Source organism: Lutibacter sp. Hel_I_33_5, from assembly GCF_007827455.1.
Classification (GTDB): Bacteria; Bacteroidota; Bacteroidia; order Flavobacteriales; family Flavobacteriaceae; genus Polaribacter.
Map to the genome: position 1 here is coordinate 1,554,058 of NZ_VISM01000001.1, position 22,721 is coordinate 1,576,778.

Consider the following 22,721-nt stretch of genomic DNA (forward strand, 5'->3'; position numbering starts at 1 on the left):
ATTTTATCTGTTTAAATAAACCCAACCTGCAATTGGTTTTTTATTGCCTTTGTTAAAATAAATAGTGTAAAAATAAGTTCCTACTGGGACACCAAATTCTTTGGTTGTTGAAACATTTGATTTTCCATCCCATCCAAAAGTTTTCTGAACTCTTTGCCCTTTATTTTGGTATGTATAAACCGTATTACCAAAACGATTATAAATTTCCAATTTAAAGTTAGGATACTCAGCTAAAGCTGGAATAATCAATACATCATTTACACCATCTCCATTTGGAGAGAATCCTTTAGGTACTAAATCACATTCTGTAACATCAATATGATCTGGAATATTATCCTCATCACAGTCTAACATAGATTCATTTATAGATAAAATACCATCTCCATCATCATCATTATCTAAATAATTTGGAATACCATCTCCATCTGTATCATCATTTGTTGGATCTCCATCTACTGCAACCACATCTTCATCGGCTGTATCGATACCATCTCCATCATCATCTGTATCTTGGAAATCACGTTTCCCATCTCCGTCTGTATCTCTTGGTTCTCTTAATAGCGTTCCACTATCTGCTGATGTTTCTAAAGCATCAAATATTCCATTTCTACCTGAACGAGATTGAGAACCATCAATTACACCATCATTATCTGCATCTGGAGCACCTGAACCTGATTCTACAAGATCAAAAATACCATCTCCGTCTGAATCTAAATCTAAATGATCTGGGGTACCATCTCCATCTGTATCTAAAGTAAAGTCTCCCCCGTTTTCAATTAAATCTGGAATTCCATCATTATCATCATCTAAATCAACAATATCAGGTACAGAATCATTATCTGAGTCTAAACTTGTATCATCATTATCTAGATAATTTGGCGTTCCGTCATTATCAGTATCATCATTTGTTACATCGCCATCATTATTAGCATCTTCATCTTCGGTATCAATTCCATCACCATCATCATCGGTATCTAAATAGTTAGGTGTACCATCGCCATCTGTATCGTCATCAGTTGGGTTGCCATCTTGATCTACATCTTCATCTTCTGTTGAAACACCATCATTATCATCATCTGAATCTAAATAATCTGGTGTACTATCTGAATCTGTATCGTCATTTGTTGGATTTCCATCATTGTCTACGTCTTCATCTTCTGTTGACACTCCATCACCATCATCATCTGAGTCTAAATAATCTGGTGTACTATCTGAATCTGTATCATCATTCGTTGGATTACCATCATTATCTATATCCTCATCATCTGTTGAAACGCCATCACCATCATCGTCTGAATCTAAATAATCTGGTGTACTATCTGAATCTGTATCGTCATTCGTTGGATTTCCATCATTATCTACATCTTCATCATCTGTTGACACACCGTCACCATCATCATCTGAATCTAAATAATCTGGTGTACTATCTGAATCTGTATCATCATTGGTTGGATTTCCATCATTATCTACATCTTCATCTTCTGTACTAACACCATCTCCATCATCATCTGAATCTAAATAATCTGGCGTACTGTCTGAATCTGTATCATCATTGGTTGGATTACCGTCATTATTTACATCTTCTTCTCCTGTATTAACACCATCACCATCATCGTCTGAATCTAAATAATTAGGAATTCCATCTCCATCTGTATTATCATTATTTACATTTCCATCATTATTTACATCTTCATCAGAAGTATTAATTCCATCTCCATCATCATCTGAATCTAAATAATTTGGAGTACCATCATTGTCGGTATCATCATTCGCAGGATTGTTATCACTATTTACATCTTCATCTTTAGAATCTATACCGTCTCCATCATCATCTGAATCTAGATAGTTTGGTGTACCATCGCCATCTGTATCGTCATCAGTTGGATCGCCATCTTTATCGATATCTTCATCTTTTGTATCAACACCATCACCATCATCATCTGAATCTTGGAAGTTTGGTATACCATCTCCATCTGAATCTAGAGATCCTTCTACTGAATCATTAATGCCATCTCCATCTGAATCTGTATCTAAATAATCTGGCGTACCATCATTATCGGTATCATCATTCGTTGGATTGTTATCATTATTAGCATCTTCATCTTTAGTATTAACTCCATCTCCATCATCGTCTGGATCTAAATAATTTGGAATACTATCATTATCAGTATCATCATCTATTGAATCTCCGTCTTTATCAATGTCTTCATCTTTAGTATCAACTCCATCTCCATCGTCATCTGAATCTTGGAAATCTAAAATTCCATCGTTGTCTGTGTCTGGAGTATCTGCTGGTTTACCTCCACTATCTTTATCCACAATATCTGAAATTCCATCTGTATCTGCATCTGAAGCATCATCTATTTTACCATCGTTATTTGCATCTACTGCTGGATCTGTTCCTCCTTCAATTAAATCCGACACTCCATCATTATCTGAGTCTAAATCTTGGTAATCTGATGTTCCATCTCCATCGGTATCTGGTATTGGTAAACTAGTTCCTCCATTATTTGCATCTACAGTATCTTCTAATCCATCATTATCAGTATCGTTTGTTAAACTTCCATCAGGATTGATTCCATCTACCTTACCATCATTATTTGCATCTGTTCCACCTGCTTCTACGATATCTAGAATTCCATCATTATCTGAATCTAAGTCTAAATGATCTGGGGTTCCATCTCCATCTGTATCTTTTGCTGGATTTCCATTTTGTTCTACACTATCTGGAATCCCATCATTATCATCATCTTCATCAAGACTATCTGCAATACCATCTCCATCATTATCATCATTATCTAAATAATCTGGGGTTCCATCTCCATCTGAATCATCATTTGCTGGATTTCCATCATTATTAGGATCTTCATCTGATGTATTTACTCCATCACCATCATCATCTGGATCTAAATAATCTGGGGTACCATCATTATCTGTATCATCATTCATTGGATTACCATCTGCTGTTTCTACATCTTCATCTGATGTATTTACTCCATCGCCATCATCATCCGGATCTAAATAATCTGGGGTACCATCATTATCTGTATCATCATTCGTTGGATTACCATCTACTGTTTCTACATCTTCATCTGCTGTATTTACTCCATCGCTATCATCATCTGCATCTTGGAAATCTAACGTTGAATCATTATCTGTATCTGGTGTATTTGCTGGTGTACCACCATTGTCTGAATCTACAACATCCGAAATTCCATCATTATCTGTATCTGTGGTATTATCCATCATACCATCATTATTGGCATCTTCTGTTGGACTTGTTCCTCCTTCAACTAAATCTGTAACTCCATCATTATCTGAATCTGTGTCTTGGAAATCTGCTGGTGCTACATTATCTGAATCTGTCATTGGTAAACTTGTACCTCCATTGTTGGTATCAACAGCATCATCTAATCCATCATTATCTGAGTCATTAGTTAAACTTCCATCTGGATTAATATTATCTACTCTTCCATCATTGTTAGAATCTGTTCCGCCTGCTTCAATGATATCTAAAATACCATCATTATCTGCATCTAGATCTAAATGGTCTGGAATGCCATCTCCATCTGTATCTCTTGTTGGATTTCCATTTTGCTCTACAGAATCTGGTATTCCATCATTATCATCATCTTCATCAATACTGTCTGCAATACCATCTCCATCATTATCATCATTGTCTAAATAATCTGGAGTTCCATCACTATCTGAATCATCATTAGTTGGATTTCCATCATTATTTGCATCTTCATCTGATGTATTAATGCCATCTCCATCGTCATCTGGATCTAAATAATTTGGAGTTCCATCATTATCTGAATCGTCATTTGTTGGATTATTATCATTATCTAAATCTTCATCTGTCGTATTGATACCATCTCCATCATCATCTGGATCTAAATAATTAGGAAGTGAATCAGAATCTGTATTATCGTTCGTTGGATTGTTATCGCCATTTACATCTTCATCAACTGTATTAATTCCATCTCCATCATCATCTGGGTCTAAGTAATTTGGAAGTGTATCAGAATCTGTATTATCGTTCGTTGGATTATTATCATTATCTACATCTTCATCTGATGTATTAACTCCATCGCCATCATCATCTGGATCTAAATAATCTGGTGTTCCATCATTATCGGTATCATCATTTGTTGGGTTACCATCTACTGTTTCTACATCTTCATCTTTGGTAGTAACTCCATCACCATCATCATCTGGATCTAAATAATTTGGTGTTCCATTATTATCTGTATCATCATTTGTTGGATTATTATCATTATTAACATCCTCATCTTTCGTATTAATTCCATCTCCATCATCATCTGGATCTAAATAATCCGGTGTATTATCATTATCTGTATCATCATTTGCTGGATTACCATCTACTGTTTCTACATCTTCATCTTTAGTGTCGATTCCGTCTCCATCATCGTCTGGATCTAAATAATTTGGAATCGTATCACCATCAGTATCATCATCCGATGGGTTTCCATTAGTCGTAACTACATCTTCATCTTTAGTATCTACTCCATCGCCATCATCATCGGTATCTAAATAATTAGGGATCGTATCATTATCCGAATCATCATTTGTAGGGTTACTATCATTATTAATGTCTTCATCTTTAGTATCCACACCGTCTCCATCATCATCAGCGTCTAAATAGTTAGGTGTATTATCTCCGTCGCTATCATCATTTGTTGGATTTCCATCTGCAGTTTGTATGTCTTCATCTTTAGTATCAATTCCATCTCCATCATCATCTGAATCTAAATAATTTGGAATCGTATCACCATCTGTATCATCATTTGTTGGGTTTCCATCTGCTGTTTGTACATCTTCATCTTTAGTGTCAACTCCATCTCCATCGTCATCGGTATCTTGGAAATCGTAAATCCCATCATTATCTGAATCTACTTCACCATTATTACCATCTATTCCATCATCTAACCCGTCATTATCTATATCATTTATAAGAGTACCATCTGGATTGATATCGTCTACTTTTCCATCATTATTAGCATCTGTACCTCCTGCTTCTACAATGTCTTTTACGCCATCGCCATCTGAATCTAAATCTAAATGATCTGGGGTACCATCTCCATCGGTATCTCTAGTTGGATTTCCTTTTTGTTCAATTGTATCTGTAATACCATCATTATCATCATCGGTATCTACTAGATCTATAATTCCATCTCCATCTGTATCTAATGCTTCTCTATAGTCTACTTCTGTTGTTGATGTATTTGTATTTGCAGTATCAGCAGCTCCGTTGTTTTGGTCATCATTTACATCAAATGGGTTTCCAGTTGTATTTACATCATCATACCCATCTACTAATCCGTCTCCATCTGCATCTGCATTTGACGTTGAAATTGTAAATCCTGCCTCTACGGTATCATTCTTTCCATCATTATCTGAATCAGTATCTAAATAATCTGGGGTTCCATCGCCGTCAGTATCTACTGGCTGAATACCTTTATCTCCAGATCCTTCATATACCTCAGAAAGACCATCACTATCCGTATCTGCATCTGGAGCTTTATAATTAGCTGTTTCTTGTGCTTCTACATTATCTGGAATACCATCATTATCAGAATCTAAATCTTTTTCATCTGGAATACCATCTTGATCACTGTCTATACCGTCATTTACAGTAAAGACTGAGAAAGTTCCTGGCCCTGAAGGCTCTGATGTTCCATTAGTTTGTGATGGATTAGCTGTCGTTGTATTTCCTTCAAACAATCCGTTGATTCCACAAATATTAAATAATACTGATCCTAAATTTGTATTCGCCGAACTTGAAAGTAATTCTGCTGAGAATCTAATTTCAAATTCTGATAAATTATAATAGTTAAAGTAAGCTGCCAATTTAGGCGATAAATCTACTCCTGAATACGTATCATCTGGCCCTGTAAACACAACTGTTCCTGCAGTTGTATTTGGAACTACATTTAATAGTGTTTGACTATCTACTGCATATAAACCTGGTCGCGATAATATTACTGCTTCTTGAGCATTAGCACCATCGATATCATAAATAACTCCACCGATTCTTCCAATATTAAATAGATTTGTTGTCCCATCTAATACAAACTTCACCTTAAATGCCATCTGAGCAGTATTACCTGTTGGTGTTGGCACCGTAAATTCTGGCTGCCATGCTTTAGGGTCTCCTGTGGTTGCTTTATCAATATTTAGTAAACTTGCGCCTCCTTTAATATCTGTAATCTCTACAATAGCATCTACAATACCTATAGATCCTCCATAATTTGCTACATTCTCAAATCTGTATTGTGCATTAATAGATCCTGCTCCTGTTAATCCTGTTCCTGCAACATACGTTGGGCTTGTAAAATTAACCGATGGGAATCCGCAATCGTCTGCTGCACTTGCAGTTGGTATAAATCCTAATGATTCTACCGAATCTATAATCCCATCATTATCATCATCTTTGTCTGTTATATCTTTTACACTATCGCCATCAGTATCTTTAAGAGCTGCTGATGCTGGAGTACTATCATCTCTATAATCTATTTCTGCAGTATTTGCATTCTGATCATTCGGGAATCCTGTTACATCTTGTCCTCCATTTGTTGCTGCATTAGGAGCATTTGTTCCTCCAGTAACTACATCATATCCGTCATCGATTCCATCACCATCAGCATCTGTTCCTGTTGCAGTTTTATCTGCTACATCATCACCATCAGTATCATATGCTTCTACAGAATCTGAAACTGCATCATTATCCGAGTCTAAATCTAAATAGTCTGGAAGATCTGTTCCATCTGAATTTACAGGTGCGTTCTTTAAGATTCCTGATCCTGGTGTTGTTTCATAGTTATCTGCCAGTCCATTACCATCAGTATCTACACCTGGTGCTTGATACCCTATAGTAGATTGTACTTCTATATTATCTATAATTCCATCGCCATCTGAATCTAAATCTAAATGATTTGGAATTGAATCACTATCAGAATTTACTGGTGTTTTTATTGGTGTACCTCCGTTGTCAGAGTCATATGCATCATCTATACCGTCGCCATCTGTATCTGTTCCTTTTGGCGCTTCATACGATGCATGTGCTTGCGCTTCTAAATTATCTGGAATACCATCGCCATCCGAATCTGCATCTAAAAAGTCTTGTTTAGGTGTTCCATCTGTATTTGGTGTTGGTAATGGAGTCGCTGCAATTGTATCATCTAATCCGTCATTATTTGCATCTGTAAAAGAATCTATTTTTCCATCACCATTTGCATCAATTCCTCCTGCTTCTTGTGCATCTGTCATACCATCGCCATCTGAATCTAAATCTAAATGATTTGGGATGCCATCGCCATCTAAATCTGCATTTACATCTCCGTTTTGTTCTACTGAATCTGGAATTCCATCATTATCATCATCTGCATCTACTGTATCTGCAATACCATCCTTATCTGTATCTTTTTCTACAGTAACATTTATGGTTCCTTGATTTGAAGTTGTTCCTTCATCATCCTTAACCGTATACGGTAATGTTGCTGTTCCTGTAAAGTTTTCAGCTGGATCTAAAGTTACTACACCATTAGCATCAACTGTCCAAACTCCTGCAGGAGTAGTTATTGTACTTTCTTTAGCTGGTGTACTTGGATCTAAATCTACCGAAGTAGCATCAATTGTTCCATCTGGATCTGTATCATTAGTAAGTACATTTATTGATACATTGGCATCTTCTGTTGTTGTAACTGTATCATCTGTTACTACTGGTAAATCATTTACTGAAGTCACCATAACAGAAATTGTTCCAGGTGTTGAAGCTAAAAGACCATCGTTATCTTTTACTGTATAAGATATTGTTGCTGTTCCATTAAAATTATCTACTGGATCAAATGTTACTACTCCATTAGCATCTACAGACCAAACCCCTTCAGGTGTGGTTACAGTATTTTGTACGCCAGGAGTTGTTGGATCTAGATCTACTGAAGTTGGGTCAATTGTTCCATCTACATCAGTATCGTTTGCTACAACATTAACTGTTGCATTAGAGTCTTCACTTATCGTAACCATATCTACAACTAAAACAGGCGAATCATTTACAGGAGTCACTGAAACTGAAATTGTCCCTGGACTTGAAACTTTTCCTAAATTATCTTTAACAGTATAATCTAGTGTTGCTGTTCCGTTATAATTATCTGCTGGATCAAAAGTTACTACACCATTGGCGTCTACACTCCATTCTCCTTGAGGCGTTGTTTTTGTGTTCTGAACTCCTAAAGTAGCAGGATCTAAATCAACTGTTGTTGCATCTATCGTCCCATCATTATCACTATCATTTGTTACTACATTTACAGTAGCATCGGTATCTTCATTTACGGTAACAGAATCATTTGCTGCAACTGGAGTATCATTAACTGCATTTACAATAACCGATACTGTTCCTGGATTTGAAGTTTCTAATCCTTGATTATCTTTTACTGTATAAGAAATAGTTGCAGTACCATTATAATTATCTACTGGATCAAAAGTAATTTCTCCTACTGAATCTACTGTCCAAACTCCTTCTGGAGTTGTTACTGTATTTTGAATACCTGCTGTTGCTGGATCTAAATCTACTGTAGTAGCATCAATAGCTCCATCAACATCTGTATCATTAGTTGTTACATTAACAGTAGCATTTGTATCTTCATCAACAGTAACAGTGTCATTATTTGCTACTGGAGCATCATTTACCGAAGTAACATCTATAGTTAATGTACTTGTTGAATTAGCAGTACTTGTACCATCACTTACTGTATAAGTAACTGTTGGGAAAGTTCCATTAAAATCTCCTAAAGCAGTAAATTCATAACTACCATCAGAATTTATTTTTAAAGTTCCTTTATCCGTAATCGTAGCTGTTTGACCTGCAGTAAAAGTATCTGCACCAATCTTAAAGTCTACAATAGATAAGGTATCTAAATTTGCATCTGTATCATTAGATAATACCCCTGGAAGTACTACGTTTAATGTACCTCCTTCTGCTACAGTATTTGTATCTGGATTTGCTGTTGGAGATAAAGGTGTATTTGGTACACTTACAGATACGCTTGCTGTATCACATAATCCTCCTGATACTGCATCACAAACTTGATATGTAAATGTATCTGTTCCGTTTGTAAACGAAGGATTTGGAGTATATGTTATCGTTCCATTTGCATTAATAGTTACTGAACCTTGTGTTGGATTACTTGTTATACTTGAAACTGTTAATGTAGTATTATCTACATCTGTATCATTAGTTAATACTGGTATTGCTACTGGTACATTTGGATCTGTTGCAACTGCATCGTTTGCTGCTACTGGAGCATCATTTACAGGTGTAACAATTGCTGATATAGTTCCACTATTAGATAATACACCTTCATTATCCTTTACGGTATATGTTAAATTAGCTGTTCCATTATAATCATCAATAGGATCAAAACTTACAACACCACTAGCATTTACTGTCCAAACTCCTTCTGGTGTTGTTTTAGTGTTTTGAACACCTGGACTACTTGTATCTAAATCTACAGTCGTATTGTTAATTGACCCATCTAAATCTGAATCATTGGTAATAACATTAATAGTTGCATTTGTATCTTCATTAATAGTAACCGAATCATCTTGTGCAATTGGTGCTGCATTATTTAAGGTGATACTCACCGTTGCTGGTGTACTATCTTCTAAACCTTCATTATCTTTTGCTGCAATAGTAAAGGTTGTATCTGTATTGGTTGTTCCATCCGGATCAAATGTTAAACCATTTGCTTGTGTTGGAGTAAGTTCCATACCTACTGTAACATCCGTACCATCTGCTAACTCTAAAGTTCCTCCACTTGGTAATGTTTTTACAACATAACTTGCAATACTTCCATCACCATCATTTCCTGTTGGATCTGGTAAGGCACTCGCTCCTGCCGAACTACTCATTGCTACTGCTGATAAATCATCAGTTGTAGGTTCGGTATTATTTAAAGTGATACTAACCGTTGCTGGTGTAGAATCCTCTAAACCTTCATTATCTTTTGCAGCAATTGTAAAGCTTGTATTTGCACTTGTTGTTCCATCTGGATCAAATGTTAAGCCATTTGCTTGTGTTGGAGTTAAAACTTGTCCTACTGTTACATCGGTTCCATCTGCTAACTCTAAAGTTCCTCCGCTCGGTAATGTTTTTACAACATAACTTGCAATGCTTCCATCATCATCATTTCCTGTTGGATCTGGTAAAGCACTCGCTCCTGCTGAACTATTTATTGCTACTGCCGTTAAATCATCTGTTGTTGGTTCTGCATTGTTTAATATAATACTCACCGTCGCTGGTGTAGAATCTTCTAAACCTTCATTATCTTTTCCTGCAATGGTAAAACTTGTATTTGCATTGGTTGTTCCGTCTGGATCAAATGTTAAACCTGCTGCTTGAGTTGGAGTAAGTTCCATACCTACTGTTACATCAGTACCATCTGCTAATTCTAAAGTTCCTCCGCTTGGTAATGTTTTTATAACATAACTTGCAATGCTTCCATCATCATCATTTCCTGTTGGATCTGGTAAAGCACTCGCTCCTGCTGAACTACTTATTGCTACTGACGTTAAATCATTAGTCGTTGGCTCTGCATTGTTTAAAGTGATACTTACCGTTGCTGGGGTTGAATCTTCTAAACCTTCATTGTCTTTTGCGGTAATGGTAAAGCTTGTATCTGTATTGGTTGTTCCGTCTGGATCAAATGTTAAACCTGCTGCTTGAGTTGGAGTAAGTTCCATACCTACTGTTACATCAGTTCCATCTGCTAATTCTAAAATTCCACCACTTGGTAAACTCTTTACTACATAACTTGCAATACTTCCATCTGAATCTGTTCCTGATGGATCTGGTAACGCTGTTGCTCCTGCTGAACTACTCATTGATGTAGAAGCAACTGCATTAGTAACTGGCTCTGCATTCGTTAAGGTAATTCCTACAGTTTCTGGTGTACTATCTTCTAGCCCTTCTCCATCTTTGGCTGCTAATGTAAAACTTGTATCAGCATTGGTTGTTCCAGCTGGATCGAACGTTAAAGTCTTTATCTCATCTGGTGTTAACTCTTCATTGGCTGTTACTGTTTTTACCGTTCCTGTCCCATCTTCTGTGTATTGTAAGATTCCTCCTGTTGGTAATGTTTTTACAACATAACCTGCAATGGTTCCATCTGGATCGGTAGCTGTTGGATCTGGCAACGCTGTTGCTCCTGCTGAACTACTCATTGATGTAGAAGAAACTGCATTAGTAACTGGTTCAGAATTTGTTAATGTAATTCCTACCGTTTCTGGTGTACTATCTTCTGTTCCATCATTATCTTTTGCGGCAATAGTGAAACTAGTATTCGCATTTGTTGTTCCTGCTGGATCGAATGTTAATGTCTTTATCTCATCTGGGGTTAACTCTTCATTAGCTGTTACTGTTTTTACCGTTCCTGTTCCATCTTCTGTGTATTGTAAGATTCCTCCTGTTGGTAATGTTTTTACAACATAACCTGCAATGGTTCCATCTGGATCGGTAGCTGTTGGGTCTGGCAACGCTGTTGCTCCTGCTGAACTACTCATTGATGTAGAAGCAACTGCATTCGTAACTGGCTCTGCATTCGTTAAGGTAATTCCTACTGTTTCTGGTGTACTATCTTCTGTTCCATCATTATCTTTTGCGGCAATAGTGAAACTAGTATTCGCATTTGTTGTTCCTGCTGGATCGAATGTTAATGTCTTTATCTCATCTGGGGTTAACTCTTCATTAGCTGTTACTGTTTTTACCGTTCCTGTCCCATCTTCAGTGTATTGTAAGATTCCTCCTGTTGGTAATGTCTTTACAACATATCCCGCAATAGTTCCATCTGGATCGGTAGCTGTTGGATCTGGCAACGCTGTTGCTCCTGCTGAACTACTCATTGATGTAGAAGCAACTGCATTAGTAACTGGTTCTGCATTCGTTAAGGTAATTCCTACTGTTTCTGGTGTACTATCTTCTGTTCCATCATTATCTTTTGCGGCAATAGTGAAACTAGTATTCGCATTGGTTGTTCCTGCTGGATCGAATGTTAATGTCTTTATCTCATCTGGGGTTAACTCTTCATTGGCAGTTACTGTTTTTACCGTTCCTGTTCCATCTTCTGTGTATTGTAAGATTCCTCCTGTTGGTAATGTTTTTATAACATAACCTGCAATAGTTCCATCTGGATCGGTAGCTGTTGGATCTGGCAACGCTGTTGCTCCTGCTGAACTACTCATTGATGTAGAAGCAACTGCATTAGTAACTGGTTCTGCATTCGTTAAGGTAATTCCTACTGTTTCTGGTGTACTATCTTCTGTTCCATCATTGTCTTTTGCGGCAATAGTGAAACTAGTATTCGCATTTGTTGTTCCTGCTGGATCGAATGTTAATGTCTTTATCTCATCTGGGGTTAACTCTTCATTGGCAGTTACTGTTTTTACCGTTCCTGTCCCATCTTCAGTGTATTGTAAGATTCCTCCTGTTGGTAATGTCTTTACAACATATCCCGCAATAGTTCCATCTGGATCGGTAGCTGTTGGATCTGGTAACGCTGTCGCTCCTGCAGAACTACTCATTGAAGTAGAAGCTACTGCATTTGTAACTGGTGCTGTATTGGCTGGAGCTGTAACAGAAATAGCTAAATTATCTGAATCTGTTAATGCTGTACCTGAAGTACTATCTGTAGATAAAACAGTTAAAGTAGATCCTCCTGAATAATTATTTGTTGGAGCATACGTTACACTTGCCAATGCTGCATTTATTTGAGCTTCTGTTCCTATAATAGTTACACTTGCTGTACCATCATTATTAATTGTTCCTCCACCACCTGTAGTAACAGATAAAGTACCGTTTGTCACACTAACTTGTGTCATTGTTAGATTTCCATCAGCATCTGTAACACTAATTCCTGTTATAACTTTATTTACATTTTGAGGAGTAGTTTGAGCAGCTGGTATTGTGTTTAATGGAGCAGTAACTGAACCTACTGTTATTGTTAAATCGTCTGAATCTGTTAAAGGAGTTCCAGAAGTACTATCTGTAGATAATACTGTTAACGTAGAACCTCCTGAAAAATTATTTGTTGGAGCATACGTTATGCTAGCTAATGCAGCATTAATCTCAGTTTCTGTTCCTGCAATTGTTACACTAGCAGTCCCATTATTTGAAATACTTCCACCACCAGCTGTTGGCACTGTTAAAGTACCGTTTGTTACACTAATTTGTGTTGAAGCTAAATTATCATCTGCATCTGTAACACTAACACCAGAAATCACTTTACTTACATTTTGTGAAGTTGACTGAGCAACTGGCATCGTATTTACAGGATTAAAATCTACTGCAGCAACATTTACTGTAAATGTATCTATATCTGTTTCTGGTGAACTTGCACTATCTGTAGATGTAACTGTTATTGTATCATTTCCGCTAAAATTAGCATTTCCTTTATAGGTAATACTTGCAATAGTTGCGTTAATATCTGCTTGAGAACCTGTCATAGTTACAGTACTAGTTCCATTAGTACTAACAGCTACTGATCCTGAACCTGTAACAGTTATAGTACCACTATTTGCTTTTATTTCTGTAGTTACTAAATTTCCATCTGCATCAGCTACACTTATTCCTGTAATTACTTTATCAGTATTTTCTGATGCTGGTTGAGTTGCAGGTACTGTATTTACAGGTGCTGCGTTAGTAACACTTCCAACAGCAATCATAAATGTGTCTGAATCTGTTAATGGTGTATCTGCTCCATCTGTAGCTAGTAATGTAAGCGTATCATTTCCTACATAACTCATATTTCCTTTATAAGTAGCTGTAGCTAATGAGTTATTGATATCTTCTTGCGTACCTGTAATGGTAACACTACTTGAATCATTATTAGTAACTATTGCTGCACCACTTGCTGTTATGTTTATGATTCCATTATTTGCAGAGCTTAAAACTGCACTCGCTAAATTATTATCAGCATCTGCAATACCAATTCCAGTAATACCTATAGGATCTTCAGTCCCTGTATTTTCAGGTGCATTTAGGCCTATTGGCACTGTATTTACTGGTGCCGTATTAAATGGATCTACAGTTAAAGTAGCTGCAGTACTTTCTAAAGAAACACATGCATTATTTGTATGAGTTACAACTACATAATATTTATTAGTATTGAAACTTAACGGTGCATTTGTGATTGTTAAAGTACTAGAAGTTACACCACTGTAAGGTGAAGTTTCTGTTAAAGCAACTCCAGAACCCGCATTTCCAATATACCATTGATATGTTAAATCCGCATTTGCATTAAGATCTGTACCATAGACTGGTGATCCTGCAGCATAACTTGTTGCAGATTCTGCAGAAGCTAAAGCTCCAAAAGTTACTGTATCTGCTTCATTTATAGTTTTATCTTGTGGAGAAGTTGCTAAACTTGCTTTAACAGCAATAACTTCTGCTCCAGTTACACCATTGTAACTAGTTGCTAAAGTAGAACCTCCTGTTGTTACTTGTCCTGTTCCATCAAATCCATCACCATCTAAAACTCCATCATTATTTGCATCTATTCCACCTGATTCTTTAGCATCAAAACAACCATCGCCATCTGAATCTAAATCTTTATCATTTGGTCTTCCATCACCATCTGTATCTGTACTTCCTTCTACAGAATCTAATATACCATCATTGTCATCATCTAAATCTGTTGCATCATCTACACCATCATTGTCAAAGTCATTTAATTGTACAAGTTTTGCACTCTTTTCTATAGTGGTACATGTATCACTATTATGAGAAATAATAACTTTATATGTTTTACCTATTAAACCAGCAACATTGCTAATATTTAAGGTTGCTGTATTAAAGTTTGTATATACACTTCCATCTGTAGAAGCTGTAATATCTACATTATCTACTTGCCATTTATAGTTTAATCCTGAACTTGCATCTGCTGTAGATGTTGTAAAATCTGGTGTTCCAGCATTGAATACGGTAGCTTTATTAGCATCTACAGCAACTGTAAATGTTGTAGCACCGCTTGCTGTATTATTATCTTGAGGAGCAGTAGTAACATCAAACTTTACTGCTTCTATTTCTCCACCAGTTACACCATCGTAACTTGTACCCAATAAAGCATTGCTTGTTGTTACTTGACCATTTGTATTAAATCCATCTCCATCTAAAACACCATCATTATCTGCATCTATTCCTCCAGATTCATTTACATCTAAACAACCATCTCCATCTGAATCTAAGTCTAAACTATTTGGTATTCCATCATTGTCTGTATCTAAAGAACAATCTGGATTATTATAAGTTGCTAATAAAAGTGACCACCAATTTTCTCCTTGATCTAAACTAAAATTAAAAGAGGTCATGGTTCCTATTATTTCTATGGTACCATTTCCACCACTAGTACTAGAAGTTTGTATTTGTGTAGAATTCTCTTGAGTTAAAGAAGATTGATATTTTGAAATTAAAATAACATCTCTACTGAATGTCATTTTAGGGTTAACAGTTCCATTTCCCATTGACCAAATATGAAGTCTTGGATTTGTTATTGGTTTATCGAAAGTAAAAGTATAGGTACTAGGAGTTCCATCTTGTAATGTAAATGCAAGTCCTGATTTTACAGGGTTTACTACTGGGTCATAAGTATTTGCATCATTAAAAAATGGTGCATGAATTGAATTTTGTGGGCCAAAAGAACTTACGTGATCTATCGTAAAACCAATAGACTCTCCATTCTGCATAATAGTACCTTTTGTTTGAATACCCGCTCCTGTAGAAAATGTACCAATGTTTGATACAGATGATGCTGTACATTCATTTTTATCTAAAATACCGTCATTATCATCATCTATATCAATAACATCATTTACACCATCTCCATCTGAATCTAAACAAGATTTTAATGTACTTGAAGTTGCGTATAAAGAATATGTTGAATTATAATCTATAAATCCATCTCCAGTAGCATCAACGGCATCAACTAATCCATCACTATTTTGTGTGTCTACATTAGGGAATTGATAATCTTTTGCGGTTGAGGTTGTTGCACCTGATTCTAAAGCATCTGAACATCCATCTCCATCTGAATCTAAATCTAATCGATTAGAAATACCATCATTATCAGTATCTAAATCTACACAATTATATTGACCGAAAAATGCTTGAGAAAGCCAACCACCACCATTAGCAACAGTAAGATTTACAATTCTATAATATTTATATTCTGTGTTGTTATTAAATTCTATTTTCCATGAATCACTAGCTGCAAAATCTCCAGCTACTTCTGTTGTGTTATAACTTAAACTATTAGCAAGAGTTACCCAATTACTGTCATCTGTACTTGCTTCTATTTTAACCGTTGATCCTACTGTTAATAAATTTCCGCCACTAAATTGACCGAGCTCTATTAAATTTAATTTTTTTACCGAAGGAAATTCAAATTTAAATAAGATTGTGCCATTAGTTGTTCCTGATGGAGATAAAATTGCAGCTTGAGTATCTGTTCCGTTAACAAGTTTATTTAAATCTCCACCACCAATAGCAAAAGTATTGTCACTTGTAACAGTAACTCCAGTTTTATCTATTTGAGTTGAAGATATCGTACACGATATTTCATCTATATCTAACACTCCATCATTATCATCATCTAAATCTGTAGCATTGTCTATACCATCACCATCAAAATCTGCAGTTACAATTACTGGTGCACTTGCAGGGCTGTAACAAGCGTTAACACTATCATAATAATATGCATAATAGGTACCTACAGTATTTGTTGGCATTGTTACAAATGTTGAAGGATATGCTGTTGTACCGTTTTCTGTACTCCAAACTAATGTAGAACCTGTTGGTGCAGTAGCTGTATGAATATCATCTAAATTAATTGGCCCAGTACTTGCTTTATATGTTGAAAGTATAGGTGCTACTGTACCAGATTTACAACAAGATACTTGTGCAACAGTAGTTGTTTTAGTTTCTCCAGCTTTAAAGAAAACACCATTTTGTATTGATGCTTCTTCTAAATAATTTGTTCCCACTCCAAAATTTGAAATAGTTGTAGTTATAGGTTCTGTAGCAAAGCTACCATCTCCATTTCCTAAATAAACTGATATACCAGAGTTTGAACCACTATTATCTGTTGCTGTAATATAATCTACTTTACCATCTTTATTAACATCTATAAAAAAGGATTGTTCTGCATCTGTTAAGTTTGCAAAACGTGTTGCTCCATTTAATGGGCCAACTGTAATATTTGTTTTTACTGGAGCTACATTAAAATCTCCAGTACCATCATTTAAGAATGCATGTAATTGCATTTTTCCATAGGCTTCTGCATGTAAATAATCGATGTATCCATCGTTATTTACATCTGCCATTGCAGAAAATTCTTCTTGACCAGAACCTCCAGAATTAGAACCTCCAACATCATTTAATAATTTGTTTACTACTGGTGTAGGGTTAAATCTACCATCTCCATATCCTCTCCAAATAACCATTCTAGGTTTTCCCCAATCATCAAAAACACCTACTAAATCTGCAACAAAATCTTTATTTACATCTTCTAAAAAGAATTGTTCGTACACAGATCTACCACTGGCATGATACCAATCTGAACCTGTTAAACGAGAAGTAACTCTTTGTCTTTTAAAGGTACCATCACCATTACCAAAATAACTATGTATTTGTCCATCATTTCCTGAAAACACATAATCTAATTTATAATCTCCATTTACATCTGCTAACCAACCTTGTTCTCCATCAGAAATACCAGCAAAGTGTTTACCGTCAGTTGTAATTGCCATTTTTGTGGTTTCAATATAATTGGTTTGAAACGTGTTATTACCATTATTTATATACACATAAATAGATCTGTTATTGTCTTCAGTTACATGTACTAAATCTTTATCTCCATCATTGTCTACATCACCATAAAAACTTTGCGCATAAGCACTATCTCCAAAGTTTTCTGTTCCTATATTATCTCTACTGAAACCTGAAAAAGAATTTTCTGTTGTACTAAATGTACCATCATCATTTGAAACCCAAGAAGAAATTCCTAAACCACTTGTTCCATTTCTATCATCACCATAAATTAGCGCTACACTACCACTGTTATTTTCTGTAAATGCTGGTGTTGAAACTGTTGAACATAATGGATCTGCACTATCTATTTTACCATCTCCATTATCATCTATACAATTGTTGCATATTTCTGGCTTTAAAATTACACCACAACTAATAAAAGTTGATTGATTACCTGTATTTCCTGCACCAAATTTTAAAGGAATTTTTGTTTTATTTGCTACATTTTCAAAAGTACCATCTCCATTTCCTTTATACACTGTGATACCAGAATCTGCACCTAAATTATCTACTGCTGTAATATAATCTGCATTTCCATCTCCAGTAACATCTTGAAAAAATGATTGCTCTGCATTTGTTGAATTTGCAAACCTTGTAGTTCCTCCTAAAGGATCTGCTGTAATTGTTGTTCTTGTTGCTGTAGTTGAGAAACGACCTTGCCCTAAGTTTTTATAGACCCAAATACCCATTGCTCCAAAAGCTTCTGCATGCGCATAATCTAAATCTCCATCATTATCTACATCTACAAATTGAGAATATTCTTCTTGAGCAGAACCTGAAGAATTTGATCCTCCAGAATCTTCTAACAGTTCATTAAAATACAATTCTGGCACAAATGTTCCATCGCTTTTTCCTCTCCAAACTTGTAATCTACCTGTACCACTATCATCAAAAGTACCTACTAAATCTGCATAACCGTCATTAGTTACATCTGCTAATAAAAATTCTTCATTGGCAGATCTACCACTAGTATTAAATCCACTAGCTCCTATTAGACTTGTAGTTATTCTTGTTTTTGCAAAAGTTCCATCTCCATTTCCTAAATATACGTGTACTTTATTATCTGCTCCAGAAAAAATATAATCTATTTTACTATCTCCATTTACATCTGCAATCCAACCTTGTTCATGAGCAGATAAACCTGCAAAAATATAGCCATCTGTAACTTTTTGCATACCAGATGTAACAACTGCATCATATTTATAGGTATTGTCTCCATTACCTAAATAAACATATATTGAGTTGTTGTTATTTTCTGTTACATGAATTAAATCTGTAATCCCATCTTCATTTGCATCATCGAAATAAGTTGAAGAATACCAATCGTTTCCAAAAACTCCAGTAGTTCCCCAAGTAGATTCTCTATCGAAACCACCATATGCATATTCTTCTGTATCAAATGTACCGTCTTCATTAGAAACCCAAGCAGATATACCTATTTCAGAATCGTCATCATTATCTGCACCATGAATTAGTGCTGCCGTTTTTTCACATTTTTCTACTGCAAAAAACTCATATGCAAAAGTAAAATACTGACCATCTGTTAAATCTACTTTAGCCACTAAGTTTCCACTTCCATCATCTTGTAATTGATATTCTGTAGGTGTTCCTGTAGTAAAATCACTAGAAGAATGTACTAAAAGGTAATGAAAATACTCTGGGGCATGTACTGTTACTTCGCCAACTGTACCTGTTTCTTGTACTTTCCATACTCTTGGCATGATACGATGTGGTTTATCTGTACCACTACTAGTTGTTTCGTATGTTATAGATGGGGCTATACTTAAGTTATTATTACTCCATGTTAAAAAACTATTTGTAGCAGAAAATGTACTTGCATTTAATGCGTTTGATGCTTTTAAACCAGATAAATGATCTCCTAAATAAATACTAACTTGTGCATCACTATTAACTGATCTAGATTGTTTTTGATTTAAACTTGCTTTATCATCTCTACCAATACCTGCAATATCATGTATAAAAGTATTTCCGTCTGTTTTTAAAACATCCCAAGATTTTGTAGTTCCATCTCCTGCTAAATAATCTATAGCGCTATTTTGATTTAAAGTAACACCATATTTTAATGCCAAATAAGAATTTACTTGTTGTTTTTGTGTTGCATTTAAACTACCATTATACCAAATAACTTCCTGTATATCACCAGGAAAAGCACCACCTCCAGTACTAAAACCAGAGTACCCTAGGTTTAAATGATCTCCCCAAACTCCTCCTGTTGGAATCGTAAAATTTTGTGTTAGACCATCTAACCCTATGTCCAGAGTTGTACCGACAGGACTCCATGAATACAGTGAAGATTGCCCTGGAGTTACACTTAACGTTGAAGTTTGATCTACACTTTCCCAAAATCGATACATATTTAGGTTCCCAGCATTTACTCCAAAACCTGGTTCTCCTCCATTATGTGTGGGTGAATTTTCATTATCAATACCTATTATTCTACCATTCCCAGCACTTGAAGCATTGGCAATAGCAAAAACTGTAAGGTCTCTTTGTGTGTAAACATTGTCTGGAGCTAAAGAACTTGTATCATCAGAAAAGAAATTAGAGCCACTAAAGTTATTGATATATGGATTAAAATTATGTACTGTATTTCCTGTATTTAGAGTTAGTGAACCTACTGTTTCTATAAGGTTTCCATTTGGAGATTTATCGTCCCAACCACTAGCAATATTTGTAACCTCATCTGCTTTAACCCAAAAGGCTAAATTTGAAGGTACACCACCTGGTGCTGCTGATAATGATATTATTGTAAAATAATCTCCATCATTTAAAGTTACACCTGTTATTTCTCCGTTTGCATCTAAAGCTCCAACTTGAGTTGTTCCAGTTGAGAAATTTCCATCTGAACTTTTTACTAAATAATTTGTTTTAGAAGAGGTTGTACCTTGTCCATCAAATTTTAAATTAACTGTTTGAGAAAAGTTTTCACTTTGTACTCTCCATTCTCTTTTTAATCTACTAGAATATAATGCTAAATCCAATTCTGTAGATTGCAAATCTGTACCTAAACCATCATTACCTATTCCTAAAAATTGTAAATCATTTGCATGTAGTGTACTTCTTGCAGCATCTGTATTTGCAACAGTAAAATTATTATCTAATGCATATGTTAATATTGAACCTGATTTTGTTGATTTAGATACTCTTTGATCTAAAGCAGATGCAATATCTTTTCCAATAAATGTTATTCCATTATTATAATTTGAAGATGCTTCTGTTGCATCCCAAATTTTTGTACCCGAAGAAGCAAAATAATCTGCATTTAAGGAAACACCATACTTAATTGCTAAATACGATTCTACTTTTTGACGCTCTACAGTTGTAAGTACCCATGGGTAATGAATAACCTCCATAATTCTACCATCGTGTCCATCACCTGTATAATCATTATGGGTTCCTATTGAAAGATCATCAAAATCATTCATTAAGGTTGTCCAATTTTGAGTGTCATTTGTTAATTGAGCTCCATCACCATATAAAAAAGAATTATTTGAAGAAACAATTTCATTATTTTGATAATGACCACCAAGTATATAAGGTGCATCGTTTTGTGAAATGAAATCAGCTTTTATCGTGTTATCTGACCAAGCAGTTAGATATGCATCATCACCAGTTGTATATAAACCAAAAGAAGATGAAGTAGAATTATCTGCACCTACAGCTGTTATCCATCCAGACCCAGCATTTGCTGTTGTTTTTGTAATAACAGAAAAAACAGTTTTTCCTTTTTTACCATACGCAATTCCATTAGCATGATCTGCAGAACCTAACTGATCATCTGTAAAAACTATTGAAGGATTAAAGTTTATTAACTGTCCCGAAGTTGTACCGTAAAATTTAGTGTTACCGTTATTTCCATTAGCTGAAGTTAAATTATTAGCATTTGCACTTTGGTCAGTCCAAGCTGTAATAGTACCAGCTTCTGTAGCTGTTGTACCCAAATCTGCTTTAAACCAAGCTGTCATTATTGGACTGGTTATGAAAAGCTTATTTGAAGGTATACTTGTAAAAGTATTACCACTATCAGGACCATCATATTCAAGATTAAACAATTGACCAGAACCATTTTCACTATATCTAACTTCTATTGTATGATTTCCAGCAGTTAGTTCAATATCTGGTGAAGTATAAGTTGATGTTATAAAAACATAATCACCTGAAAACCTTAAAGTATTATCTACATAAACAGCAAAAGAATCTTCAACATTTACAACTCTAAAATTATAAGTACCTGCTGATGTTATTTCCAAACTTGTTTCTAATTTTAAAGAAAAAGTATCTGCATCTTCATTTAGAAATATATTTTGAGGATTATTTAAATCATCTATATACCCCGTATTTTTAACAGCACCAGTAATACCAGCGGGTGCAGTTAATGATGCTGCATTTTGATAGCCTTCATAGTATGTGTATTCTACACCATTTACTAAACCTGCACTTTGTGATACACCTCCTGGTGATTGTGCAGAAATGTTTAATGAACATAACATGAAAAATGCCATGCTAAGCTTTATAAATAAATTAAAGTTTAAAGAAATTTCTTTTTTGGTGATGTTAGATAATTTTCTTCTCATGATGTTGTATTTAAAGTTTGAAACCCTAATACCATTGTATTTGGGCATAACAATTTTTTTGAAATATTGATGTTATTCGTAAGAATATATAAGTTGATATAAGAAACGGCAGCATTAAAACTATCTTTATGAATCCTTTTTAGAAAAAGGGGTATACTCAGAAATTCTGTCCCTAACTTAAGAGTATAAGTAGTGTTAGCTTTTAAAACACTGCCGTTATTTTTTAGAAATAGAAAGGCGCTTAT

General features: G+C 35.3%; 1 protein-coding gene. It reads right to left on the reverse strand.

What is annotated here, in order from left to right:
* Positions 1–3 precede the first annotated feature (3 nt).
* Entirely contained in the window at positions 4–22,476 is a 22,473-nt protein-coding gene (locus OD91_RS06945) for an Ig-like domain-containing protein (RefSeq protein WP_144895661.1), read from the reverse strand.
* Positions 22,477–22,721: the final 245 nt, after the last annotated feature.